At 75.2% G+C, this 23,736-nt stretch carries 20 protein-coding genes; 7 read left to right on the forward strand and 13 right to left on the reverse strand.

Features of this window, described 5'->3' with window-relative positions:
- Nucleotides 1-32: 32 nt before the first annotated feature.
- The 3 genes from HUT16_RS07070 to HUT16_RS07080 all read right to left on the reverse strand — a co-directional run bounded on the left by HUT16_RS07070 (nucleotide 33) and on the right by HUT16_RS07080 (nucleotide 3,040).
- Nucleotides 33-695: a response regulator transcription factor gene (locus HUT16_RS07070; RefSeq protein WP_176186535.1), complete on the reverse strand. Its 663-nt coding sequence runs from the start codon at nucleotides 693-695 to the stop codon at nucleotides 33-35.
- Complete coding sequence (locus tag HUT16_RS07075) at nucleotides 692-1,900, reverse strand: sensor histidine kinase (RefSeq protein ID WP_176186537.1); 1,209 nt, start codon at nucleotides 1,898-1,900, stop codon at nucleotides 692-694. Before HUT16_RS07075 ends, HUT16_RS07070 begins: the two co-directional genes overlap by 4 nt.
- Nucleotides 1,901-2,167: 267 nt before the next feature.
- Complete coding sequence (locus tag HUT16_RS07080) at nucleotides 2,168-3,040, reverse strand: PhzF family phenazine biosynthesis protein (RefSeq protein WP_176186539.1); 873 nt, start codon at nucleotides 3,038-3,040, stop codon at nucleotides 2,168-2,170.
- Nucleotides 3,041-3,205: 165 nt separating this feature from the next.
- Between HUT16_RS07080 and HUT16_RS07085 the strand changes: the two genes are divergently transcribed.
- Entirely contained in the window at nucleotides 3,206-3,934 is a 729-nt protein-coding gene (locus HUT16_RS07085) for a polyprenol monophosphomannose synthase (protein ID WP_176186541.1), read from the forward strand.
- Between the two features lie 125 nt (nucleotides 3,935-4,059).
- Here HUT16_RS07085 and HUT16_RS07090 read toward each other — a convergent pair whose 3' ends face one another.
- Entirely contained in the window at nucleotides 4,060-5,226 is a 1,167-nt protein-coding gene (locus HUT16_RS07090) for an ROK family protein (protein ID WP_176192528.1), read from the reverse strand.
- A 134-nt stretch (nucleotides 5,227-5,360) separates the two neighbouring features.
- Between HUT16_RS07090 and HUT16_RS07095 the strand changes: the two genes are divergently transcribed.
- Complete coding sequence (locus HUT16_RS07095) at nucleotides 5,361-6,602, forward strand: MFS transporter (protein ID WP_176186543.1); 1,242 nt, start codon at nucleotides 5,361-5,363, stop codon at nucleotides 6,600-6,602.
- A gap of 98 nt (nucleotides 6,603-6,700) precedes the next feature.
- On the opposite strand, the gene HUT16_RS39135 is transcribed toward HUT16_RS07095, so the two are convergent.
- From HUT16_RS39135 to HUT16_RS07110, 3 genes are all read right to left on the reverse strand, one after another.
- Complete coding sequence (locus tag HUT16_RS39135; RefSeq protein WP_176186545.1) at nucleotides 6,701-7,321, reverse strand: hypothetical protein; 621 nt, start codon at nucleotides 7,319-7,321, stop codon at nucleotides 6,701-6,703.
- Nucleotides 7,322-7,556: 235 nt separating this feature from the next.
- Nucleotides 7,557-8,333, reverse strand: coding sequence for a DapH/DapD/GlmU-related protein (locus HUT16_RS39140; protein ID WP_176186547.1), 777 nt, complete (start codon nucleotides 8,331-8,333; stop codon nucleotides 7,557-7,559).
- A gap of 125 nt (nucleotides 8,334-8,458) precedes the next feature.
- On the reverse strand, nucleotides 8,459-9,223 hold the full coding sequence (locus HUT16_RS07110) for an enoyl-CoA hydratase family protein (protein ID WP_176186549.1): 765 nt from the start codon (nucleotides 9,221-9,223) through the stop codon (nucleotides 8,459-8,461).
- A 231-nt stretch (nucleotides 9,224-9,454) separates the two neighbouring features.
- Here HUT16_RS07110 and HUT16_RS07115 point away from each other — a divergent pair, with 231 nt between their 5' ends.
- On the forward strand, nucleotides 9,455-10,636 hold the full coding sequence (locus HUT16_RS07115; protein ID WP_176186551.1) for a glycoside hydrolase family 19 protein: 1,182 nt from the start codon (nucleotides 9,455-9,457) through the stop codon (nucleotides 10,634-10,636).
- Between the two features lie 62 nt (nucleotides 10,637-10,698).
- Here HUT16_RS07115 and HUT16_RS07120 read toward each other — a convergent pair whose 3' ends face one another.
- The gene (locus tag HUT16_RS07120) at nucleotides 10,699-11,961 is read right to left on the reverse strand and encodes an MFS transporter (RefSeq protein ID WP_176186553.1); all 1,263 of its coding nucleotides are present in this window, start codon (nucleotides 11,959-11,961) and stop codon (nucleotides 10,699-10,701) included.
- Nucleotides 11,962-12,050: 89 nt separating this feature from the next.
- Between HUT16_RS07120 and HUT16_RS07125 the strand changes: the two genes are divergently transcribed.
- Entirely contained in the window at nucleotides 12,051-13,037 is a 987-nt protein-coding gene (locus HUT16_RS07125) for a helix-turn-helix transcriptional regulator (RefSeq protein ID WP_217712036.1), read from the forward strand.
- A gap of 183 nt (nucleotides 13,038-13,220) precedes the next feature.
- Here the strand turns inward: HUT16_RS07125 and HUT16_RS07130 are convergent, their stop codons facing one another.
- Nucleotides 13,221-13,859, reverse strand: coding sequence for a hypothetical protein (locus HUT16_RS07130; protein ID WP_176186555.1), 639 nt, complete (start codon nucleotides 13,857-13,859; stop codon nucleotides 13,221-13,223).
- Nucleotides 13,860-14,063: 204 nt separating this feature from the next.
- Between HUT16_RS07130 and HUT16_RS07135 the strand changes: the two genes are divergently transcribed.
- Nucleotides 14,064-16,352 (forward strand): glycosyl hydrolase family 18 protein, encoded by a 2,289-nt coding sequence (locus HUT16_RS07135; RefSeq protein WP_176186557.1) that lies wholly within the window; start codon nucleotides 14,064-14,066, stop codon nucleotides 16,350-16,352.
- 111 nt (nucleotides 16,353-16,463) lie between these two features.
- Here the strand turns inward: HUT16_RS07135 and HUT16_RS07140 are convergent, their stop codons facing one another.
- Entirely contained in the window at nucleotides 16,464-17,627 is a 1,164-nt protein-coding gene (locus HUT16_RS07140; protein ID WP_176192530.1) for a geranylgeranyl reductase family protein, read from the reverse strand.
- Between the two features lie 251 nt (nucleotides 17,628-17,878).
- Between HUT16_RS07140 and HUT16_RS07145 the strand changes: the two genes are divergently transcribed.
- Nucleotides 17,879-18,409 (forward strand): carboxymuconolactone decarboxylase family protein, encoded by a 531-nt coding sequence (locus tag HUT16_RS07145; protein WP_176186559.1) that lies wholly within the window; start codon nucleotides 17,879-17,881, stop codon nucleotides 18,407-18,409.
- A gap of 136 nt (nucleotides 18,410-18,545) precedes the next feature.
- On the opposite strand, the gene HUT16_RS07150 is transcribed toward HUT16_RS07145, so the two are convergent.
- The 3 genes from HUT16_RS07150 to HUT16_RS07160 form a co-directional block, all read right to left on the reverse strand.
- Complete coding sequence (locus tag HUT16_RS07150) at nucleotides 18,546-19,265, reverse strand: DUF4184 family protein (RefSeq protein WP_176186561.1); 720 nt, start codon at nucleotides 19,263-19,265, stop codon at nucleotides 18,546-18,548.
- A 191-nt stretch (nucleotides 19,266-19,456) separates the two neighbouring features.
- Nucleotides 19,457-20,500 (reverse strand): NUDIX hydrolase, encoded by a 1,044-nt coding sequence (locus tag HUT16_RS07155; protein WP_176192531.1) that lies wholly within the window; start codon nucleotides 20,498-20,500, stop codon nucleotides 19,457-19,459.
- A 157-nt stretch (nucleotides 20,501-20,657) separates the two neighbouring features.
- Entirely contained in the window at nucleotides 20,658-22,076 is a 1,419-nt protein-coding gene (locus tag HUT16_RS07160; RefSeq protein ID WP_176186563.1) for an acyl-CoA synthetase, read from the reverse strand.
- Nucleotides 22,077-22,306: 230 nt separating this feature from the next.
- Here HUT16_RS07160 and HUT16_RS07165 point away from each other — a divergent pair, with 230 nt between their 5' ends.
- The gene (locus HUT16_RS07165; RefSeq protein WP_176186565.1) at nucleotides 22,307-23,680 is read left to right on the forward strand and encodes a S8 family serine peptidase; all 1,374 of its coding nucleotides are present in this window, start codon (nucleotides 22,307-22,309) and stop codon (nucleotides 23,678-23,680) included.
- The last annotated feature ends 56 nt before the right edge of the window (nucleotides 23,681-23,736 follow it).

Genomic DNA, 23,736 nt, shown 5'->3' on the forward strand with positions numbered 1-23,736 from the left:
GCCCTACTCCCCCCGCAGCAGGCGCCGGCCGCCTACCCGAGCCACCCCGGCCGGACCAGACCCGACTCGTAGGCCAGCACCACCAGTTGGGCCCGGTCCCGGGCGCCGAGTTTCACCATCGTGCGGCTGACGTGCGTCTTGGCGGTGAGCGGGCTGACCACCAGGCGGCGGGCGATGTCCTCGTTGGTCAGGCCGAGGCCGACCAGGGCGAGGACCTCGCGTTCGCGGTCGGTGAGGACGTCGAGGCGGGTGGTGGCGGGTTCCTTGGAGCGGGCGGCGAACTCGCCGATCAGGCGGCAGGTGACGCCCGGGGAGAGCAGCGCGTCGCCCGCCGCGGCGACCCGGACCGCGCGCAGCAGGTCGCCGGGTTCGGTGTCCTTGACCAGGAATCCGGCGGCGCCCGCCCGCAGGGCCTCGAAGACGTACTCGTCGAGTTCGAAGGTGGTCAGCACCACCACCCGGACGTCCGCCAGGAGGGGGTCGGCGCAGATCCGGCGGGTCGCGGCGAGCCCGTCCGTCCGGGGCATCCGGATGTCCATCAGCACCACGTCCGGCCGCAGTTCGCGGGCCAGCGCGAGGGCCCGCTCGCCGTCCTCGGCCTCGCCGACCACCTCCAGGTCGGGCTGGGCGTCCAGCAGGGCCCGGAACCCGGCCCGGACCAGCGTCTGGTCGTCCGCGAGCAGCACCCTGATCACGCCGTCCCCCCGTTCCCGTGCTCCGTGCCGGCCGATACCGGCAGCCGGGCCCGGACCCGCCAGCCCCCGGCGGCGTCGGGGCCGGCCTCGACGCCGCCGCCGAGCGCGGCGGCCCGTTCCCGCATGCCGGTGAGCCCGTTGCCGCTGCCGCCCGCGTCGCCGCCGCCGGCCGGCCCGGGGTCGGTCACCGTCACCGTCAACTCGCTTCGGCTCCAGGCGAGTTCGACGGACGCGGTGCGGGCCGTCGAGTGCCGCAGCACGTTGGTCAGCGCTTCCTGGACGATCCGGAACGCGGCGAGTTCCAGCCCGGCGCCCGTCCGGGCCGCCCGGCCGCGCCGCTCGACCGTCACCACCAGCCCGGCGTGCCCGGCCTGTTCGACCAGTTCGTCGAGGCGCTCCAGCCCCGGCGCGGGGGTGCGCGGCGCGGCGGCGCCGGGGCCGCGCAGCGTGCCGAGCACCTGGCGGACCTCGCCGAGCGCCTCCTTGCTGGTCGCCTTGATCGTGGTCAGCGCCTCCCGGGCCTGTTCGGGGCGGGCGTCCAGCAGTTCCAGCGCGACACCGGCCTGCACGTGGATCAGCGAGATGGAGTGCGCCAGGATGTCGTGCAGCTCCCGGGCCATCCGCAGCCGCTCCTCGTCGTTGCGCCGGGCCCGCGCCTCCTCCTCGGCGGCCCGCACCGCGGCGATCCGCTCCTGCCGGAACCTGGCCAGCTCGGCGCCCGCGAAGACCAGCAGCAGCCAGGCCGTGACGCCCAGCTCCTGCCACCCCCGCACCCCGTGGTCCGGGGCCCGCAGCCAGCCGTCCGGCAGCACGTGGCCGGTCAGCAGGTGCACCAGGTAGAAGCCGCCCGCGCTCAGCCACGCCGCCCGCCGGTGGCCGTGCCGGACGGCGGTGAAGAACGCCACCACCATCGCCAGGAACCCGGGGCCGTACGGGTACCCGGCCCACAGGTACCCGGCGGTCACCGCCGCCACCGCCGCGACCGTGGCCGCCGGCCACCTGCGCCGCAGCACCAGCAGCGCCGGGCCGAGCACCAGCAGCAGGTACCCCCAGCCGTCCAGCGGCACCCGCCCGTCCTGGTGCCGCTGCGCCGCCGTCGTCCCGACCACCTGGGCCACCGCCACCACCACGGCCCCCGCCACCGGCCACCCGGCCTTCGCCGCCCGCACCCACGGCGGCACCCACAGCGGTCGCGATTCACCCATACCGGAAGGCTAGCCACCGCCCGGCCGCCCACCATCGTCCCGCCGGAGCAGACACGCGTACTCCCCCGGAAGTACGGCGGGCCGTGCTACACAGCGGCCCCGTCAGGGGCCCGGGGAACGGCGGGTCCGTGCTGCTGACGGTCGGAGCCCATCGAAGTGTCCGTGCTGCTGCGTGCCGTAACAGGAACCCGAAGCCGATGCGCGCCACGGCAGTGCACCGTCAGCAGACCCGGCCTCGCCGTTCCCCGAGCCCCTGAATGTGAACCCTCAGATCCGCACGGCCCGCCCCGTGACGCGGACCCGGCTGTCGCCCTCGGTGAGGTCGACGGTGAGGACGCCCGGGCGGCCGAGGTCCTCGCCCTGGTGGAGGGTGAGGCGGGCGGTGGACAGGCCGCGCAGCTCGCGGAGGTAACCGCCGAAGGCGGCGGCGGCCGCGCCGGTGGCCGGGTCCTCGACGACGCCGCCGACCGGGAACGGGTCGCGGACGTGGTAGGTGGTGGCGTCCTGCTCCCAGACCAGTTGGAGGGTGGTCAGGTCGAGCCGCCGCATCAGCGCGGCGAGCGCGTCGAAGTCGTAGTCGAGGTCGGCCAGCCGGGCCCGGCTCGCCGCGGCGAGGACGAGGTGACGGGCGCCCGCGTAGGCGATCCGGGGCGGGAGGCGGTCGTCGAGCTCCTCCGGCCGCCAGCGCAGGGCGGCGAGCGCCTCGGCGACGTCCGGCCCGGACACGTCCTCGACGGAGGCGGGCACGCTGGTCAGGGTGGCCCGGTAGCCGCCGTCCCGGTCGCGGGTGACCTCGACCGGCACCGGCCCGGCCGCGGTGGCGAACCGGAACTCGCCGGGGCCGTGCCGTTCGCCGAGGGCGACCGCGGCGGCGATGGTGGCGTGGCCGCAGAACGGGACCTCGGCGAGCGGGCTGAAGTAGCGGACGGCGTACGCCCGGGGCCGGTCGGGGTCGGCGACCAGGAAGGCGGTCTCGGAGTAGCCGAGGCGGGCGGCGGTGGCAAGCTGCTGCTCGTCGGTGAGCCCGGTGGCGTCCAGGACGACGCCGGCCGGGTTCCCCCCGGCGGGGTCGGCGGTGAAAGCGGCGTAGTGCAGCGGTTCGGGCCGGGGGGCGGGGGAGGCGGGCGCGGTGTCGGTCATGCCTGCTGAACGGACCGGCCGGGGCCCGGGATTCCCCGCCGGCCCGAAAGTCCTTCGCCGGGTTACCCGGTGGGTACCCGGACGAAACGGCCCCGTGGGACGAACGTTCGGGAAGGAACGCTAGACTGCCGCATCCGGCTCGTACTGCATCGAGGATAGAAAAACATGGCTGAGGCCCACCCGAAGGTTGTTGTGGTTGTTCCGACCTACAACGAACGGGAGAACCTGCCGGTCCTGGTTGGTCGGCTGGCCGACCTCGGCATGGACAACCTGCACGTCCTGGTCGTGGACGACAACTCTCCCGACGGCACCGGCGACGTCGCGGACAAGCTGGCGGCGGACTCCGGCGGCAACATCTCGGTGCTGCACCGCACCGAGAAGGACGGCCTGGGCCGGGCGTACATCGCCGGCATGTCGCGGGCGCTGGAGGACGGCGCCGACATCGTCGTGCAGATGGACGCCGACCTGTCGCACCCGCACACCGCGGTGCCCGCGATGGTCGAGAAGCTGACGACCACGGACGCCTCGGTGGTCCTGGGCTCGCGCTACGTGCCGGGCGGCTCGACCGCGTCGGAGTGGCCGTGGCACCGCAAGGCGCTGTCGGCGTGGGCGAACTTCTACGTCAACGCGATCCTGCGCCTGAAGGTGAAGGACGCCACCGCCGGTTTCAAGGCGTGGGAGGCGCAGGCGCTGCGCGCGGTCGAGCTGGACTCGGTGCGCTCCAACGGCTACTCGTTCCAGGTCGAGATGAACTACCGGGTCGTCAAGCGCGGCATGCGCATCGCCGAGGTGCCGATCCGCTTCGAGGAGCGGGTCGAGGGCATGTCGAAGATGAGCCTGGGCGTGCAGCTGGAGTCCGCGGTGGCCCCCTGGAAGCTGCGCTTCGGCAAGTAAGCACGCACGGTCGTGCCGAACGGCGCGGGTGGACGGTCCTCCGTCCCCCGCGCCGTTGTGTTCTCCGCCCGGTCGCGGCCGCCCGCCGCCGAGGCCGCCGCCGAGGCCACCGCCGGGCGCGCCGCTCAGGGCGCCGCGACGGCCTGCGGGTCCTCCAGGTAGGGCTCCCAGGCGAGTTCGGCGGCGCCGACCAGCCCGGCGTGGACGACCTGGGCGGGGACGATCGGGATGCGTCCGCTGCGGCCCCACAGGCAGCGTTCGGCGACGACCGCGGCGAGGCGGTCGGGGGCGGCGGCGAGCAGGTCGAGGTGCAGGCCGCTGAGCACGATCCGGTCCGGGTTGAGGATGTTGACCAGTCCGGCGAGGCCGAGGCCGAGCCGGTCGACGACGTGCGCGAGGGCGGCGGCGGCCTCCGGGTCGCGGGCCAGCGCGCGGGCCTGCGGGAGCAGCGGGCGGTCCGGGTCGGGGCGGCGCCCGGCGGCGGCGAACAGCGCGTCGGTGTCGGTCTCGGCGTTCAGGCAGCCGCGGTTGCCGCAGGCGCAGGGGCGGCCGAGCGGGTCGACGGTGAGGTGGCCGACCTCCAGGGCGAGGCCGGAACTGCCGGTGTGCAGGCGGCCGTCGATGACCAGGGCGCCGCCGACGCCGCGGTGTCCGGAGGTGACCAGCAGCAGGTGGCGGGCGCCGCGGCCGGCGCCGTGCCGGTGCTCGGCGAGGGCGGCGAGGTTGGCGTCGTTGGCGACGGCGGTGGGCGGGGCGGTGCGGGCCCGCGGGCCGAGGTCGGTGCGGGCGACGGCGGCGGCGAAGAGTTCGGCGGCGGGGGTGCCGGAGGGCCAGCCGAAGTGCAGGGCGGCGAGGGCGGTGCCGTCGGGTTCGGTGACGGGGTTGGGCAGGGCGAGCGCGAAGCCGAGGACGCGGCGGCGGCTGTCGCGGGCGAGCCTGGCGCCGGTCTCGGCGACGGCGCCGAGCAGCGCGGCGGGCGAGGTGTCGGCGGGCAGCGGCAGGTGGACGGGGTCGTGGAGGCGGCCGCCGAGCCCGGCCAGGGCGGCGGAGACGCCGTCGGCGTGCAGTTGGGCGGCGAGGACGGCGGGGCCGGGGTCGGTCAGGGCGAGGCGGTGCGAGGGGCGGCCGCGGCCGCCGCCGGCCGGGCGGGAGTCGACGGTGATCAGGCCGAGCGCCTCCAGTTCGGCGGTGACGGCGCCGGCGGTGGCGCGGGTGACGTCGAGGGCGCCGGTGAGCGCGGAGCGGGTGGGGGCCTGTCCGGTGTGGATCAGGCGCAGGGCCGGTCCGAGCAGGGTGCGGCCGCGGTCGGGCGCGGCTCGCTTGGGCGTGCCCCGGGGGGCCTCCCGGGACGGCGCCGGTGACGGATTCCGACTCTGGCTCGGATTCGGGCTTGAAGGTGTGTGCGGCACTCCCCTATTCTGACTTTGTGCCGCTACTGAACAAAACAGAAGCCCGCTCTTCCCTCCTCTCCGCTGCCCCTTCGAAGACCCCGTCCGGCCGCAGCTCCTCCTGGTCGGCGGCACGCCTCGCCCTCACCGCCTTCTTCACCGTCGACGGCTTCCTGTTCGCCGCCTGGGTGGTCCGGATCCCGGACGTCCGCGCCCAGGTCGCCGCCTCGCACAGCGCGCTGGGCCTGGCCCTGCTGTGCATCTCGGCCGGCGCGGTCGCCACCATGGCCCTGGTCGGGCGGCTGTGCCTGCGCTACGGCTCGCGCCGGGTCACCGTCGCCTCGGTGGCGGTGTTCTCGCTGGCCGTGGCGCTGCCCGCGCACACCCACTCGGTGCTCGCGCTCGGCGCGGTGCTGCTGCTGTTCGGCGCGGGCTACGGCGCGGCCAACGTGGCGATGAACAGCGCCGCGGTCGACCTGGTCGCCGAGCTCCGACGGCCCGTCATGCCGAGCTTCCACGCGGGCTACAGCCTCGGCGGCCTGCTCGGCGCCGCGGTCGGCGGCCTGCTCGCGGCCCGGATCAGCGCCTCCTGGGCGCTGGCCTCGGCCGCCGCACTCGGCCTGGCCGTGGCCGCCGTGGCGGGCACCGCCCTGCTGCGCGCCCCGGCCGCCCGCCCCCGGCTCGCCGCCGCCACCGCCGCGACGGCCGGGAGCGCGGCCGCCCGCCCGTCCCGGCACGCCCGGCTGCTGGTCGTCCTGCTCGGCCTGACCGCCCTGTGCACCGCGTACGGCGAGGGCGCCCTCGCGGACTGGGCCACCCTGCACCTGACCGACGACGTGCACGCCAGCACCGCGACGGCGGCCGCCGGGTACGCCTCCTTCGCCTTCGCGATGACGGCGGGCCGGCTCTCCGGCACCTGGCTCTCCGAGCGGCTCGGCCAGACCAGGGTGATGCTGCTGGGCGGCCTGACCGCCTGCGCGGGCATGACGACCGCGGCCCTGGCCCCGTCCGTCCCGCTGGCCCTGGCGGGCTTCGTCCTGGTCGGCGTCGGCCTGGCCAACGTCTTCCCGCTGGCCATCGCCCAGGCCGGTGCGGCCGCCGGTCCGCAGGGGGTGGCCACCGCCTCCACCCTCGGGTACGCGGGCATGCTGATCGGCCCCCCGGTGATCGGCTTCCTGGCCGACGCGCTCTCGCTGCCGGCCGCCCTGCTCACCGTCGCCGCCAGCTCGGCCCTGGCCGGCCTGCTCGCCCTCACCGTCCGCCGGCACCGCGCCGCCTGACGGCCCGCCCGCCGGAGCACGACGACGGCGGCCCGGACGCCCTGCGCGTCCGGGCCGCCGCCCCGTCGTCCGCTAGGACCGGCCCTGAGGCCGGTGCGTCACGGGTGGTAGAGCTGGGTGATGGCGAGCACCTTGTTCTGGGCGCCGAGCTCGACCTGGTACTGGTTGCCGAAGCAGCGGTACGGCGCGGCCGGCGCGGCCTTCTTCAGGCAGGCCTCCTGCACCCGCATGAAGGTGGTCAGGTCGACGCTCCGGGCCTTCAGGTCCCCGTCCAGCAGCGTCGTCCTCACCTCGTTGGCGAACTCGTAGACCTGGGCGTCGCCCTGCGGCTCCCAGTAGCCGTCGTTCGCCACGTCGGGGCCGCAGACGAACCTGGTCGACCTGGCCCGCATCCAGACGTGCACGGAGTAGGCGTTCTCGGTGGCCTCCAGCACCGTCGTCCCGGCCGCGTTCGCCGTGCAGTCAGCGGCCGGGGCGGTGGCCTTCCCGGTGGCCGCGGCGGTGGACTTTCCCGCGCTCGCGGACGGCTTGGCGCCGGTGGTCGGCTTCGCGGCGGCGGAGGCGGTCGGCGCGGAGGCGGCAGTAGTGGCGGCGGTGGCTGCGGTGGCGGCCGGCGCGGAGGCGGCGGCGTCGGACCCGGAGCCGTCCGGGTCACAGGCGGTCAGGGCGAGGGCGGAGGCGGCCAGGACGGCGGCCACGGTGGAACGGCTGAGACGCACGGTACGAATTCCCCGGGTACTGGTGTGGGCGGGTGGAACGGATCCGGCCGTGTTCCGGTCGGCGCCCCCGCGGCCCGACCCCCACGTCCGGAATCCGTCGGGCGGACATCCGGTCCGACCCGACAGAACCCACCACGCCGGGCCGCCCCGCCCGGTTGCCTCCGTTGCGCAGCTGTGACGGTCGTCGCACCCCGCGACCGCGCAGGTGGGCGCCCCCGCCTACCCCGACGGGCGGTCAGTTCCCGGCCGCGGGCGGCCGTTCCCGCTCGCCGGGCAGGCGCAGGTCCCAGCCGACCAGGGCGCGCAACTGCTCGGCGGTGACGCCGTCGGGGACGGGCCGGGGCGGGTCGTGGCGGATGGGGGGCTGCCAGCCCTCCTCGGGGGTCCAGCCGCGGACCTGGCGGGCGGGGGCGCCGGCCACCACCGCGTAGTCGGGGACCTCGCCGGCGACCACGGAGTTGGCGGCGACCACGACGTTGCGGCCGATCCGGGCGCCGGGGAGGATCACCGCGCCGGTGCCGATCCAGGACCCGGCGCCGATCGAGACGGGCGCGTTGCGGGGCCACTGCTTGCCGATCGGGAGCGCGGTGTCGCGGTACTCGTGGGCCTGGTCGGTGATGTAGACGCCGGGGCCGGTCCACACGTCGTCGCCCAGTTCGATCCGCTGGTGGCCGACGATGTGGCTGCCGCGGCCGATGACGCAGCCGCCGCCGATCCGGACGATCGGTTCGGGGCCGAGGTCGAGCCCGGGCAGGAAGCCGGCCGACAGGGTGACGCGCTCGCCGATGATGGAGAACGGGCCGATGGTGATCCAGCGTTCGTTGAAGACCGTGCCGAGCGGGAAGGCCAGCTTGGTGCCGTCGCCGAGTGCGCCGAACCGGTACGGGCCGGGGTTGCGGTTGGTGACCGCGCCGGCGTCCTGCACCCAGCGCCAGCCCCGGTGCACGGCGCGCCCGGCGGCCCGGCGCGACCTCTCGCGGACGGGCCCGAGCAGCCTGCGGACGATCGACATGCGCTCACCGTAGCGGCCGGTGCGCCCGCGCGGCCCGCAACGGGACCAAACTCACACCGGCCGGTAACTTCCGGCCGAAAGCCGAGGTCAGCCCACCCGCCCAGCCGCTCAGCGCGCCCAGCCGCTCAGCGCACCCAGGGCGCGGGCCGCTTGGCGAGGAAGGCCCGCATGCCCTCCTGGGCCTCCTCGGAGCCGAACAGCTTGGCCGACAGCGCGACCAGTTCCTCGGCGTGCCGTTCGAAGGACTCCCGGACGGCGGCGTTGGCGAGCAGCTTGGACTCGGCCAGGCCCTGCGGCGAGCAGAGCCGGACGGCGTCCAGGACGGTGCGCAGCCCGGCGGGGGCGTCGTCGGCGGCCTCGGTGACCAGGCCGATCCGGGCGGCCTCGGCGGAGTCGAAGGTCTCGCCGGTGAGGTAGTAGCGGGCGGCGGCGCGCGGGTCGAGCTTGGGGCGCAGCGGCAGCGAGATGACGGCGGGGGCGAGGCCGAGACGGGACTCGGTGAAGGCGAAGGTGGCGTCGGGCCCGGCGACGGCGAGGTCGCAGGAGCCGACCAGGCCGAGCCCGCCGGCCCGGACGTGGCCGTCGACCAGGGCGATGACGGGCTTGGGGCAGTCGACGAGGGCCCACTGCAGGGCGACCAGGCCGCGCGGCGCGGCGGTGGGGTCGTCGCCGGTGGCCTCGGAGAGGTCGGCGCCGGCGCAGAAGACCCGTCCGGTGTGGCCGAGGACGACGGCGCGCACCCCGGGGTCGGCGGCGGCGTCCGCGAGGTGGGCGGTGAGTTCGGCCATCAGCCGGGTGGAGAGGGCGTTGCGGTTGTGCGGGGAGTCGAGCTGGAGGGTGGTGACGGCGTCCGCGGTGGTGCGGCGGACGAGGGGCGCTTCGCTGGTCATCGGCGGCCTGCCTTTCCGGCTGAGGGTGGGTCGGAGGGGCGTCCCGTGCACCCTGGCACACCCCGGCGCTACTGACCAGTACCCGATCTTCCCGGGCCGGTCCGGCCGCCACGCCGCGGACCGCTCCGTACACGTCCTCAACTGCCTTTAGGTCTAGACCTATTGACACTTAATGAACAGGATCGCTTGAGTGCTGGGTACACCGCTCGTTCCCCCACAAGGAGTGGCCGAATGTCCCACACCCGTACCACCCACCAGCCGGCGCACCGCGCCCGCTCCCGCCGCGGCAAGGTCGCCGCGCTGCTGACCGGCGCGCTGGCCGCGACCGGTCTGGCCGTGATGGTGCCCAGCACCTCGAACGCGGCGGCCGCCTGTACCACCCCGTACTCCGCGTCGCAGGTCTACACCGGCGGCACCTCCGCCTCGTACAACGGGCACAACTGGAACGCGAAGTGGTGGACCCAGGGCGAGGCGCCGAGCACCGGCGGCTCCGGCGTCTGGGCCGACCAGGGCGCCTGCGGCGGCGGTGGCGGCACCACCAGCTCGAGCCCGAGCACCTCGACCAGCCCCAACCCGAGCTCCACCCCCCGGTCGTGCGAGCTGTCGATCTGGGTGGCCGGCACCCAGTACACCACCGGCACCGTGGTGAAGTACGCGCCCAACGGCAAGTTCTACGTCGCCACCCACGACAACCCGGGCTACGACCCGACGGTCTCCACCTGGTACTGGAGCCCGACCACCTGCACGACCGACAACCCGAGCCCGAGCCCGTCCGTGACCACCCCCAACCCGGGCGGCTTCGTGGTCTCCGAGGCCCAGTTCAACCAGATGTTCCCGAACCGGAACCCCTTCTACACGTACTCCGGCCTGGTCGCGGCGCTGAACGCCTACCCGGCGTTCGCGGGCACCGGCTCGGACACCGTGAAGAAGCAGGAGGCGGCGGCGTTCCTGGCCAACATCAACCACGAGACCGGCGGCCTGGTCTACGTGGTCGAGCAGAACACCGCGAACTACCCGCACTACTGCGACACCAGCCAGCCCTACGGCTGCCCGGCCGGACAGGCCGCGTACTACGGCCGCGGGCCGATCCAGCTCAGCTGGAACTTCAACTACAAGGCGGCCGGCGACGCGCTCGGCATCGACCTGCTGAACAACCCGAACCTGGTGCAGACCGACGCCGCCGTCGCCTGGAAGACCGGCATCTGGTACTGGATGACCCAGAACGGCCCGGGCACCATGACCGCGCACAACGCCATGGTCAACGGCGCCGGCTTCGGCGAGACCATCCGCTCCATCAACGGTTCGCTCGAATGCAACGGCGGCAACCCCGCCCAGGTACAGAGCCGGATCAACGCCTACACCAGCTTCACCTCGATCCTGGGCGTGCCCACCGGCAACAACCTCAGCTGCTGACGCCCTGACGGCCTGACGCACGGCCCCCGGCTGACTCGACGTCAGCCGGGGGCCGCCCGCGTTCAGCGCCGCACCAGCGCCGTCATCCCGCAGCCCGCGGCGGCGAACAGCGCGGCCAGCAGCGCCCAGCCGGCCAGGCCGTGCGCGATCACCACCGAGGTCATCAGCGCCGGGCCGAGCATCAGCGCGCCCGACGCGCCGGTGTTGAACACGCCCTGGTAGGCGCCGTGCGCGCCCTCCCGCGCCAGGTCGTAGCTGAGCGCCCAGGCGCCCGCCTGGCTGTACACCTCGCCCAGCGCCTGGCAGGCCACCCCGCCCGCCACCAGCAGCGCCGCCGCCCAGCCGGGCAGCCCGGCGGCCAGGCCCACCACCAGGCAGGACGCGGCCACCAGCAGCGCCCCGCGGCGGAACACCAGGGCGGCGGCCCGCGGCCGCTCGGTGCCCCGGGTGGCCCGCACCTGGAGGGCGATCACCAGCGCGGTGTTCACCAGCAGCCCGCCCGCCACCATCCAGCGCGGCGCCGCGGTGTCGCGCACCACCCACAGCGGCAGGCCCACCTCGACCATCACGAACTGGAGGGTGATCACCGCGTTCAGGCCGGTCACCGCGAGGAACGCCCGGTCGCGCAGCGCCGGGTTCGGCCCGCCCGCCGCCCGCGCGGCCTGCTCGGCGGTGCGCGGCGCGACCGGCACCAGCAGCAGGTACAGCACCGCGATCACCCCGAACGAGGCCGCGTCCACCAGCATCGCCGTCAAGTAGGCGCTCCGGGTGTCCAGTTGCAGGACGGCCGCGGCGCCCAGGGTGCCCACCGCCAGGCCGATGTTGGTCACCGAGCGCAGGTAGGCCCGGCCCGCCACCCGCCCGTCCACCGGCAGCACCTCGGCGAACAGCGCGCCGCGCACCGTCGAGCCGCCCCGGTCGGCGACGGCCACCAGGCAGGCCAGCACCGCGAACACCGCCAGCCCGTGCACCAGCACGTACGCCGCCGCGGAGACCGCCTGGAGCGCCAGCAGCGCGACCAGCACCGGCCGGGGCCCGTACCGGTCCGACAGCCGCCCGGCCGGGACGCCCGCCGCCACCCCGCACGCCCCCGCGAGGGTCAGCACCAGGCCGACCGCGCCGACGCCGAAGCCCATGACCCGGGTGAAGTACACCACCCCGAGCGTCATGCCCAGGCCGTTGCCGACCGTGTTGACCAGCGTGATCGCGGACAGCCGGCGCAGCACCGGGTCCTCGGGGAGCAGCCGGGCGAACCGGCTGCGGACCCGGTCGGGGGCAGGGGGCGGCGGCACGGCCTGGTCGGCCGCGGGAGCGGTGGAGGTCATGCCCCGATCAGACCGGGTACGCAGGGTCCGTGGTATTGATTTAGCCCCGGCCTGAATCCTCGGGGCCGGACGGATCTCCGGGGGGCTCGGTGGTACTGCGGTTCCGGCTGGACCTGGCCGACCTGGCCGCCACCTCCTTCGCCTGCTCGCCGCTCCAGGAGGCGGTGCTCAGCCTGCGGATGTGGACCCACCCCGGCCAGTACCCGCACGGGGTCGCGTTCGAGGCGATGCGCCCGGCCTTCGAGGCGCTCCCGCAGGCGCCGCTGCTGCGCGCCCTGGTCGCGAGCAACAAGTACGTGCCGGACTTCCTGACGCCCCGTCCGGCCGCGCCCTTCCCGGAGTTCCGCGCCGAACTCGCCGTGGTCCGCGCCTTCGACCCGGCCCGGCTCGCCGACGAGCTCGCCCTCACCTTCCTGCCGCACGACCGGGTGCTGCCCGCCCCGCTCGCCGAACGCGCCGGGCACCCCGCCGCGCTGGTCGCCGAGATCGCCGACGCCCTCCAGGCCTACTGGACGCACGTCCTGGAGCCCGCGTGGTGGCCCCGGGCCCGCTCGGTCCTGCACGCCGACATCGTGCACCGCTCCCGCGTGCTGGGCGAACGCGGCGCGGCCGGGCTGTTCGCCGACCTGGACCACCGGCTGCGCTGGTCCGAGGGCGTCCTGACCATCGACCGGAACTGGGGCGACGGCGACCTCGACATCGCGGTGGACCGGCGCGGCCTCACCCTGCTGCCGACCTGCTTCGCCCGGGGCGCGCTCACCGCGATCGGCCCGGACCTCACCCCGTCCATCACCTACCTCGCCCGCGGCCAGGGCAACCTGGCCGGCCCCGCCGACCCGCCGCCCGCCCCGCACGCCCTGGAACAACTCCTCGGCGCCCCCAAGGCCCGCCTGCTCGCGCTGCTCCGGGAGCCCACCGCCACCACCGAGCTCGCCCGCCGCCTCGGCGTCACCCCCGGCGCCGTCAGCCAGCACCTCGCCGTCCTGCACGCCACCCGCCTGGTCACCCGGGCCCGCCACGGCCGCCTGGTCCTGTACGCCCGCAGCCCCCTCGCCGACCGGCTGCTGGGCCCGTGAAGAGAGCCCCCTCCAGGGGCTCGGGGAACGGCGAGGCCGTGGCTGCTGCGGGTTCACTGCCGTGGCGCGCAGCTGCTTCGGGTGCTGTTCAGGACACGCAGCAGCACGGACACACCGATGGGCTCCGGCCGTCAGCAGCATCGACTCGCCGTTCCCCGAGCCCCTGGATGTGCGCGTTCCGCCTCAGCAGAACGCCAGCACCGCCCCCGTCGCCACCGAGCAGCGCGCCGCCGCCCGCAGTTGCAGGCAGATGAACGACTCGGTGCCGTAGCGCCGCCAGCCCTCCGCCGCCGGGTCGTCCGCCTCCACCGCCTCCTCGACCTCCGCGGAGTCCGGTTCGAGGTCGTCCGGCAGGCCCAGGGCCCGGGCGAGTTCGTCGAGTTCGGCCAGCAGCCGCACCGAGGAGCCGAGCAGGCCGCCGCTCAGTTCGAAGTCGGCCAGGACGGGGGCGAAGTCCACCGGCGCGTAGTAGCCCTCGCAGTCCGAGTGGTGGATCAGGTGGTCGAACGGGCCGGGCCGCTCGTCCGGGACGTCCTCGTAGGCCGCGCGCAGCACCGGGTCGTCGGTGGCCCGCTCGCCCTCCGCCAGGGGTTCGGGCAGCTTCCCGTGCGCGGCCAGGTGCGCGGCGAGGCGGCGCAGCGCGTGCAGGCCGGAGTAGCCCCAGATCCGGTCGCCGAAGCGCGGCCCGTCCTCCGGCTCGCGCCACCCCGGCAGCCCTTCGGCGGTCAGCACCCGGGCGATCTCCGCGCACTGCGCGCGGAACCAGTCGGCCGTCTCCTCGTCGGCGCCGATCAGCGCGCCCACCATCACGTCGAGTCCCATGGCCGCGATCCTGCCACCGGGCGCCGACAGCGGCCGCGGCCCGCCCCCGGCACGCCCCCCGGTGCACCCTCGGCGCGCGCCCGAATGATCGTCAACTCGCTTCCGGTATAGACCTGTTGACGAGTTGGTCCAGTCCACTTACCCTCCTGAGTGCCGCTCCCGGCACCCCTGTACGGAACCCCCCACACCAGACAGGGAGTACCGATGCACGTCCGCTCCAGGCAATGGCTCAGGGCCCGCCTGCTGGCCCTGCTCGCCGCGCTCGCACTGCCGATGGCCCTGCTCGCCGCCACGCCCGCGCACGCCGCGGCCAAACTGACCGCCACCTTCACCGGCGACAACTACGGGTCCTGGTGGAAGGGCACGTTCATCGTGAAGAACCCCAACGCGACCGCCGTCACCGGCTGGACGCTGGAGTTCGACCTGCCCCCGGGCGTCACCATGACGGGCACCTACAACGGCACCTCGACCACCACCGGCAGCCACGTGGTCGCCACCAACGCGTACTACAACGCGACGGTGCCGGCGAACGGCTCGACCGAGCCGTACAGCTTCTGGTTCATCGGCAACGGACCGATCACCGCCCCGCTCAACTGCCGCGTCAACGGCGACAAGTGCGACGGCACCCCGGACGTCCCGCCGACCGCGCCGGGCGCCCCGGCGCTGGTCGACGCGACCGCGCACAGCCTCTCGCTGAGCTGGACGGCCGCGGGCAGGGGCGACTTCCCGGTCGCCTCGTACGACGTGCTGAACGGCTCGGTGATCCTCGGCTCGGCCACCGGCACCTCCACCACGCTGACCGGCCTGACCCCGGCCACCACGTACGGCCTCACCGTCCGGGCCAAGGACACCCGCGGCAACACCGGCCCGGTCAGCCCGGTGCTGAGCGCCGCCACCGTCGACCCGGCCACCGACACCGTGCCGCCCACCGCGCCCGGCAGCCTGCGCTCCACCGGCGTCACCAGCACCGGCGTCTCGCTGGCCTGGAACGCCGCCACCGACAACAAGCGGGTCGCCGCCTACGACGTCTACCAGGGCGCCACCCTGGTGCAGACCGTCGGCGGCAGCACCACCACCGCCACCGTCGGCCAGCTCTCCCCCGCCACCCCGTACGCCTTCACCGTGAAGGCCCGGGACGCCGCCGACAACAACTCCCCCGCCTCCAACACGCTGAACGTCACCACCGGCGACCTCGCCGGGCCCGGCAAGTACTCCCGGGTCGGCTACTTCGTGCAGTGGGGCATCTACGGCCGCCAGTACTTCGTCAAGAACCTCGACACCTCCGGCAGCGCCGCCAAGCTCGACGTCGTCAACTACGCCTTCGAGAACATCGACCCGGTCAACCTGACCTGCCTGGCGGGCGTCACCAAGGGCACCACCGCCAACCCGCAGGACCCCGACCAGGGCACCGGCGCCGGTGACGCCGACGCCGACTACGCCCGTCCGATGAGCGCCGCCCAGTCCGTGGACGGCGTCGCCGACGACGGCTGGTCGCCGCTGCGCGGCAACCTCAACCAGCTGAAGAAGCTGAAGGCGAAGTACCCGAACCTGAAGGTCGTGGTCTCGCTCGGCGGCTGGACGTACTCCAAGTACTTCTCGGACGCGGCCGCCACCGACGCCTCCCGCAAGAAGCTGGTCTCCTCCTGCATCGACATCTGGATCAAGGGCAACCTGCCGTCCTACAACGGCGCGGGCGGCCCCGGCACCGGCGCCGGCATCTTCGACGGCATCGACCTCGACTGGGAGTGGCCCGGCTCGCCCGACGGCCACGCCGGCAACCACTACTCCGCCGCCGACAAGCAGAACCTGACCCTGCTGCTGGCCGAGTTCCGCCGCCAGCTCGACGCCCTCGGCGGCTCGCACAAGCTGCTCACCGCCTTCACCCCCGCCGACCCGGCCAAGATCGGCCAGGGCTGGGACCTCGCGCAGATCTTCCAGTCCCTCGACATCGCCAACGTCCAGGGCTACGACTTCCACGGCTCCGGCAGCGACAACTCGTGGGAGCCGAACCGGACCGGCCAGCAGGCCAACCTGTACACCGACCCCGCCGACCCGTACCCGTTCCACTTCTCGATCGAGAACGCCGTCAAGACCTACCTCGACGCCGGGGTCAACCCGCGCAAGCTCACCATCGGCTTCCCGTTCTACGGCCGCGGCTGGCAGAACGTCACCGACGGCGGCACGCACGGCGCCTGGCAGGCCGCGGGCGGCGCCGCACCCGGCCAGTTCGCCGAGGAGGCGGGCACCCGTGGCTACAACAACCTGATCACCTCGGTGCCCAACCTGACCGTCTACCACGACCCGGTCTCGGTCTCCACCTACGGCTACACCGGCAACGGCGGCCAGTGGTGGACCTTCGACGACACCTGGTCGATCGCCCAGAAGACCGCCTGGCTCAAGTCCAAGAACCTGCTGGGCGTCATGGTCTGGGAGATGTCCGGCGACACCCCGTCCGGCACCCTGATGAACGCCCTGGACACCGGCCTGAAGTGACCCCGGGACGCGGGTGCGGGGCGGCCCCCCGAATCCCAACCCCCGCGCCCGTCCGCACCGCCCGCCCGGGAGGCGACCCCTCCCGGGCGGGCCCGCGCCCACCCGCTGCGGCTACCGCCCGGCGACCGAGGCCAGCTTGCGCGCCGCCCGGTGGTCCCGCATCAACTGCGCGAACGTGGTGTGCCCCTGGGTGGTCCGGGCGAACGCCCGCCACGCCGGGTTGATCACCGACACCGCCAGGTGGAACAGGTACGGGCGCTTCTCGAACGAGGCCAGCATGACCTTCCCGGCCCGCATCTCCACCCCCAGCCCGGCCTTGATCGCGAACGCGTAGTTCAGCGCCTGCCGCCGCACGTCCGCCGCGCCGCCCGCCTCGGCCACCTGCACCGCCCACTCACCGGCCAGCCGGCCCGAGCGCAGCGCGTACGAGATGCCCTCCCGGGTCCACGGCTCCAGCAGCCCGGCCGCGTCGCCCGCGACCAGCACCCGGCCGCGCGACAGCGGCGAGTCCTCGGCCCGGCAGCGCGTCAGGTGCCCGGACTCCACCAGCGGCTCGAACCCGGACAGGCCCAGGCGGCGGATGTACGCCGCCAGGTACTCCTTGGTCCGCTCGCCCTCGCCGCGGGCCGAGATCACGCCGACCGTCAGCGTCCCCGAGTCGGTCTTCGGGAACACCCAGCCGTAACTGCCCGGCAGCGGGCCCCAGTCCAGGTGGATCCGGCCCGCCCAGGCCCGCGCCACCGACTCCGGGACGGGGATCTCCGCCTCCAGGCCCAGGTCGATCTGGTCGAAGCTGACGCCGACGTGCCGGCCGATCCGGCCGGCCGAGCCGTCCGCGCCGACCACCGCCCGCGCCTCCACCTTCCGGCCGCCCGCCAGCGTCACGAACACCGTGCGGCTGTCGCCGCCCTGCTGCTCCACGCCCGTCGCGGTCACGCCGGTCACCAGCACCGCGCCGGCCTGCTCGGCGGCCTGCACCAGGCGCAGGTCGAACTCGTCCCGGTTGACCACGCCGAACAGCATCCGCTTCGAGCGCCGGGTCCGCGTCCACCTCCCGTTCAGCGCGAAGGTCACCGCCGAGATGCGGTCCTGGAGCGGCAGTTTGAAGTCCTCCGGCAGCGAGTCCCGCGAGGGGCCGATGATGCCGCCGCCGCAGGTCTTGTACCGGGGGTGCTCGGCCTTGTCGAGCAGCAGCACCCGCCGGCCCCGGGAGGCCGCCGCGTACGCCGCCGAGGAGCCCGCCGGGCCCGCGCCGACCACCACGACGTCCCACACGCCGTCGAGCGCGGCCGCCGCCTCGGCGTCCTGCGCGTCCTGCGGGTCGGTGCCCGCGAACTCCTCCGACGCCCCGTCACCGGTGTCGTCGGCGAGGGCCTGGTCCTGGGTGCTACCGGTGTCAGTCACGGTCGCCCATCCTAATCTGCCCGCCCTCCCGCACGGCCCTGCCCCGCCCCGCCCGCCGCCGATCCCCTCCGCCCAGGTCAACCCCCTTGCCAAGCCCGCCCCGAACCGCTTCAGTGGCCCCCATGCCCCACATCGCGCTCCCCACCGACGCCCCCGGCATCCGGGGCCTGCTCGCCGCCAAGCCCGCCTCCGGCCTGCGCCTGAGCGAACTCGCCGAACAACTGCTGCGCGGCGAGTCGCCGTTGAGCGCGGGCGAACGCGAGCTGATCGCCGCCTACGTCTCCTCCCTCAACCGCACCCGCTACTGCGCCGGCGCCCACGGCGCCACCGCCGCCCACCGCCTCGACGGGGACTTCGCCCTGGTCGAGGCCGTCCAGACCGACCTGGCCACCGCCCCCGTCACCGACCTGATGCGCGCGCTGCTCCAACTCGCCGCCAAGGTCGCCGACAGCGGACTGTCCGTCACCGCCGAGGACGTCGCCGCCGCGAAGGCCGCCGGCGCCGACGACGAGACCGTCCACGACACCGTCCTGATCGCCGCCGCCTTCTGCATGTACAACCGCTACGTCGACGGCCTCGCCGCCCTCACCCCCGAGGACCCGGCCGCCTACCGCGCCATCGGCGCCCACCTGGCCGCCAACGGCTACCTCTAGACAGCCGAGCGTGCACCATTCAGGGGCCCGGGGAACGGCGGGTCCGTGCTGCTGGTGGCCGGAGCCCATCGAAGGTCGAAGCTGCTGCGTGTAGTGAACAGAACCAAAAGCAGACGCACCCAACGGCAGTGCACCGTCAGCAGCCCCGGGCTCGCCGTTCCCCGAGCCCCCGGCGGTGCTCTCCCAGGCCGAGCAGGGCAGCTCCCACCGCGAGGCCCGCGCCCGCGCCGAAGCAGGCCTCGTCGACGAACCCGCGCTCGCGGCGGCGCACCCGCTCGGCCGCGCCCGCCAGCGCCGTCGCGGCCAGCAGCGCCGCGGTGCCCCTCCGGCTCTCCCGCCAGGGCCCGGCGTACCGGGCGAGGACGGCCAGCCCGGCCAGTGACGTCCCGTACTGCAGGGCGCCGTGCAGCGGGACGCCGCCGACCCGGCGCTCCAGGACGGGCAGGGCGCGGACCCCGGCCCGGCCGTGGTGGGTGAAGGAGTCCCAGACCAGGTGGGTGGCCGCGCCGACGGCCGACGCCCCGGCGATCCAGGGGAGTTCACCGGCCGTCGGGCGCCCGGCGGGCACCACCGCGTTCCACCGGCCGGGCACCGCCGCCCGCAGGGGCTCGCGCCACAGGCCGTACCACCCGGCGACCAGCCCGGCGCCGATCGCCGCGTCGACGGTCGGCGCCGCCCACCACCGGTGCGTCAACCCGCCGTGCCGGTAGACCCCCCGGACGAGGGACTCCGCGAAGAACGGCACGTCGGGCGCCATCGAACCGGCGACCAGCCCGGCGGCGACCAGCGCGCCCCGGCGCTTCGCGGCGCGCAGGCCGGGCAGGACGGCGGCGGCGTGGCTGAGGGTGAACGGCATGCCCCCATCCTGCCCGCTCCCCCTGGGGAGCCCCGCCGGGAACTCGGGGAACGGCGAGTCCGTGCTGCTGCGTGTAGTGAACAGAACCAGCAGCAGACGCGCCCAACGGCAGTGAACCGTCAGCAGCCACGGACTCGCCGTTCCCCGAGCCCCTGAATGCGCGCGCTCTGCCGAGCCCCCGGCACGGGCTCTCATCGCGCGGGCGCCACCCCCGTCGCGGCGGGCCGCCCGCCCTCCAGGTAGCGCAGTTCGCCCACCGCCCGGGCCTCCAGCGCGGCGGTCAGCCGACGCATCCGGGCGGCGGGCAGCATCTCGGCGGCCTCCCGGAGCGTCGCGAAGTGCCAGTCGCGCAGCTCCCCGGCGGGCAGCCGCAGCCGCAGCACCTGGGAGGGGCCGAGCCGTCCGCCGTCGTAGACCAGCCGCAGCCCGCCGCGGCCGCGGCCCGCGCCGGGCTCCCAGTCGACGGCGAGCAGCCGCAGCTCCTCCGGGCGCAGCCGCAGGCCGAGCTCCTCGGCGACCTCGCGGACGCCCGCGGCGGTGGGCGGCTCCCCGCGCTCCACCACGCCGCCGGGGAACTCCCAGTGCGGCTTGTAGGCGGGGTCGACCAGCAGCACCCGGTCCCGGTCGTCGAAGAGCAGCACCGCGGCGGCCACGGTGTCCCCGTCGCCGCCCTCGCTGCGCACGATCGGGCAGCGGGCGGCGCCGCTGCGCACCAGTTCGGCGATCCGCTCGGCGCTCTGGCGCGGGGTCAGCACCCCGTTGTCGACCATCCGGGCGTCCCCGGCCAGCCAGCCCCGGGCGGTGAGGTACGCGGGCAGCGCCTCGCGGGCGCGCCGGCGCAGCGCCGCGGTGGCCTCCGGGTCCCCCGGGACGTCCTCCCGGGTGGCGATCCGGGCCCGCAGGATGGTCTCGACGGGGTCGAGGACGACGTGGTGGACGGGGATGCCCCGGCCCGCGAGCGAGCCGAAGATCTCGTCGCGGTGCTCCTGGCGCAGCAGCGTGGCGGGGACGACGACCGGCCCGTCCGCCTCGGCGGCGAGCGCGGCGGCGGTCTCGGCGGTCAGCCGCCGCCAGGCGGGCGACTCGGGGAAGTCCGCGATCTCCGGCCGGGCGGCCCGCAGCGCGGGCCCCAGGGTGTCCGGGTCGAACAGCAGGCTTCCCGGCAGCAGTCGGACCAACTCCCGGCAGGCGCTCGTCTTGCCCGCCCCGAACGCCCCATTGACCCAGACGATCACAAGCATCCCTGCCCCTCCTCGGCGGCCCGGCCGTGCACCGGGCAGCGCGGGGCTCCGGCCCCCGCGCCATCCCAGTGGTACCCACTCCCCGGCCTCCTGAAAGGGCGCTCCGCGGGGCGGGTTGCGCGCCGGAGCGCGCGCCGGGCCGCCGGGCGGGTCACGCCCCGCCGTCGAGCAGCCGCTGCTTGAGCACCTTCCCCATCGCGTTGCGCGGCAGGTCGGGGACCAGCACCACCCGCCGGGGCCGCTTGTGCACGGACAGCCGCCGCGCCACGAAGTCGACCAGTTCCCGTTCCCCGACCCCGGCGCCGGACGCCACCACGTACGCGACGACGGCCTGGCCGAGGTCCGGGTCGGGGGCGCCGACCACGGCGGCGTCCGCCACCCCGGGGTGGTCGCGCAGCGCGGCCTCGACCTCGCCGGCGCCGATCCGGTAGCCGCCGCTCTTGATCAGGTCGACGGAGGCCCGGCCGACGATCCGGTGGAAGCCGTCCGGTTCGACCACCGCGACGTCCCCGGTGCGGAACCAGCCGTCGGGGGTGCGGGCGGCGGCGGTGGCCTCGGGCCGGCCGAGGTAGCCGTCGAACAGCGTCGGGCCCTGCACCTGGAGTTCGCCGACGCTCTCGCCGTCGGCGGGCAGCGGCCGCCCGTCCTCGCCGACCAGCCGGGTGCGCACGCCGGGCAGCGGCAGGCCGACCGCGCCGGGGCGGCGTTCGCCGTCGGCCCGGGTGGCGACGGTGATCAGCGTCTCGGTCATGCCGTAGCGCTCGGCGGGGGCCTGCCCGGTGAGCTCCCGCAGCCGTTCGAAGACCGGCACGGGCAGCGGGGCGCTGCCGGACACCAGCAGCCGGGCGGCGGCGAGTCCGCGGGCGGCCGCGGGGTCGGCGGCGATCCGCGACCACACGGTGGGGACGCCGAAGTACAGGCTGCCGCGGGCGGCCGCGTACCCGGCGGGGGTGGGCCGGCCGGTGTGGACGAGCCGGCTGCCGGTGCGCAGCGCGCCGAGCACGCCGAGCACCAGGCCGTGCACGTGGAACAGCGGCAGCCCGTGCACGAGGGTGTCCGCGGCGTCCCACTGCCAGGCGTCGGCGAGGCCGTCGAGCCCGGCGGCGACGGCCCGGTGCGGGATCAGCGCGCCCTTGGGGGCGCCGGTGGTGCCGGAGGTGTACAGCACGAACGCCGTCCGGTCGCCGTCCTCGGCGGCGGGGCGCCAGGCGCCGGACGGGCGGTCCGCCAGGTCGACCGGAAGGGCCGTCAGGCCGTCGGCGTCCTCGGGGAGTCCGGTGCCGGCCAGCAGCGCGGCGCCGCTGTCGCGCAGGATGTGCGCGCGCTCCACCGGCCCGGAGTCGGGCGGCAGCGGCACCACCGGCACGCCGGCCAGCAGGCCGCCGACCACCGCGGCGACCGTCTCGGCGGTCGGCCGGGCCAGTACCGCCAGGCCGGGCGCCCCGACGGCGCGTTCGGCCACCGCCCCGGCGGCGCCGAGCAGTTGCTCCCAGGACAGGGCGGCGCCGTCCACCGCCACCGCGTCCGCGCGATCCCCGTACCCGCCGTCGAGTGCTGTCAGCAGTCCCATGCCGCCCGACTCTACGAGCCGGGGCCGCCCGCGCGCAGCAGCGCCCCGCGCGCCCCGACCCCGGAGCTGCGGCGTTACCGAACCCCGCCGTTCCCTTTACCGAATCCGGTGGCCTGTCGGGGCCATGCCCACCGCCGTCTCGGACTATGGAAGCGTCCGGCGGCGGCCGATGGGATAAGGGGCGCCCCCGGCCGGACCGGGCCGGGGAACCGTCTCTTCGAGGAGTCTCCTTGGGCATGCACCCCGCCACCGCGGGCACCCGACGCTCCACCGCGCTGCGGACCGCCGCGCTGCTCGCCGTCGGGGCCACCGCCCTGACCGGCGCGACCGCCACCGCCCAGTCCACCACCCGCCTCCCGGCGGTGTTCCACCTGCGCCCCGCCTCGGCCGGGCAGATCGACGCGGTCGGCCGGGTGGCGCCGATATCGACCTCGGACTGCGTCACCCAGATCGGCATCCACTGCTACTCGCCGCTGCAGTACCGCACCGCCTACCACCTGGACCCGCTCTACCAGCAGGGCGTGACCGGCAAGGGCCGCACCATCGTGATCGTGGACTCCTTCGGCTCGCCGACGATCCAGCACGACCTGGAGACCTTCGACAAGCAGTGGGGCATCCCGGACACCGAGGTCGAGGTGGTCAAGTGGGGCAACGTCCCCGTCTTCGACCCGACCAACGAGGACCACACCGGCTGGGCCGGCGAGACCACCCTGGACGTGGAGTACGCGCACGCCGTCGCCCCCGACGCGCACATCGTGCTGGTGGAGACCGGCGTCGCGGAGACCGAGGGCGTCACCGGCCTGCCCGAGATGATGGACGCCGAGAAGGCCGTCATGAAGTCGCACGACGTGGACGTGATCTCGCAGAGCTTCGGCGCGACCGAGAACACCTTCCCCGGCTACGACAAGGGCGACTTCACGTCGATCCAGAAGCTGCGCTACGCCTTCGAGTCGGCGGCCGCCCGGAACGTCACGGTGCTGGCCGCCTCCGGCGACAACGGCGCCACCGACGCGATGGAGAACGGCAGCGACCTGTACCCGTACAAGGTCAACTCCTGGCCGTCCGCGGACCCGCTGGTCACCTCGGTCGGCGGCACCCAGCTGACCCTGGACGACAGCGGCAACCGCACCGCGCCCGACCGGGTGTGGCACGACAAGTACGGCGCGGCGGGCGGCGGCGTCTCCGGCGTCTTCGCCCGCCCCTGGTACCAGGCCGCCGTGGCCGGCACCACCGGCAACCACCGCGGCACGCCGGACATCTCGATGAGCGCGGCGGTGGACGGCGCCGCCTGGACGTACGAGTCGTACGACCCGACGGCCGTCGGCTGGCACCTGGTCGGCGGCACCAGCGAGGCCACGCCGATCTTCTCCGGCGTCGTCGCCCTGGCGAACCAGCTGGCGGGCCACCGCCTCGGCCAGCTCAACCCCCGCCTGTACGCGCTGGCCCTGCTGCCCCAGCAGTTCAGCGGCATCACCGACGTCACCGCGGGCGACAACTCCTGGGACGCGGTGACGGGTTACCGGGCCACGAAGGGCTACGACCTGGCCTCCGGCCTGGGCACCATCGACGGCAACCGCTTCGTGCACTCGCTCGCGGGCCGCTGACCGCCCCGGGCATGACGAAGGGCGCGGCCCCCGCGGGGACCGCGCCCTTCACCGAG

The organism is Kitasatospora sp. NA04385, assembly GCF_013364235.1.
Taxonomy (GTDB): Bacteria; Actinomycetota; Actinomycetes; order Streptomycetales; family Streptomycetaceae; genus Kitasatospora.

Excerpts from the sequence above, each read along its gene's own strand:
- HUT16_RS07160 (WP_176186563.1), bottom strand. The coding sequence starts at position 22,076 with ATGGGACTGCTGACAGCACTCGACGGCGGGTACGGGGATCGCGCGGAC.
- HUT16_RS07115 (WP_176186551.1), top strand. The coding sequence starts at position 9,455 with ATGTCCCACACCCGTACCACCCACCAGCCGGCGCACCGCGCCCGCTCC.
- HUT16_RS07130 (WP_176186555.1), bottom strand. The coding sequence starts at position 13,859 with ATGGGACTCGACGTGATGGTGGGCGCGCTGATCGGCGCCGACGAGGAG.
- HUT16_RS07135 (WP_176186557.1), top strand. The coding sequence starts at position 14,064 with ATGCACGTCCGCTCCAGGCAATGGCTCAGGGCCCGCCTGCTGGCCCTG.
- HUT16_RS07150 (WP_176186561.1), bottom strand. The coding sequence starts at position 19,265 with ATGCCGTTCACCCTCAGCCACGCCGCCGCCGTCCTGCCCGGCCTGCGC.
- HUT16_RS07120 (WP_176186553.1), bottom strand. The coding sequence starts at position 11,961 with ATGACCTCCACCGCTCCCGCGGCCGACCAGGCCGTGCCGCCGCCCCCT.
- HUT16_RS07110 (WP_176186549.1), bottom strand. The coding sequence starts at position 9,223 with ATGACCAGCGAAGCGCCCCTCGTCCGCCGCACCACCGCGGACGCCGTC.
- HUT16_RS07080 (WP_176186539.1), bottom strand. The coding sequence starts at position 3,040 with ATGACCGACACCGCGCCCGCCTCCCCCGCCCCCCGGCCCGAACCGCTG.
- HUT16_RS07075 (WP_176186537.1), bottom strand. The coding sequence starts at position 1,900 with ATGGGTGAATCGCGACCGCTGTGGGTGCCGCCGTGGGTGCGGGCGGCG.
- HUT16_RS07145 (WP_176186559.1), top strand. The coding sequence starts at position 17,879 with ATGCCCCACATCGCGCTCCCCACCGACGCCCCCGGCATCCGGGGCCTG.
- HUT16_RS07085 (WP_176186541.1), top strand. The coding sequence starts at position 3,206 with ATGGCTGAGGCCCACCCGAAGGTTGTTGTGGTTGTTCCGACCTACAAC.
- HUT16_RS39140 (WP_176186547.1), bottom strand. The coding sequence starts at position 8,333 with ATGTCGATCGTCCGCAGGCTGCTCGGGCCCGTCCGCGAGAGGTCGCGC.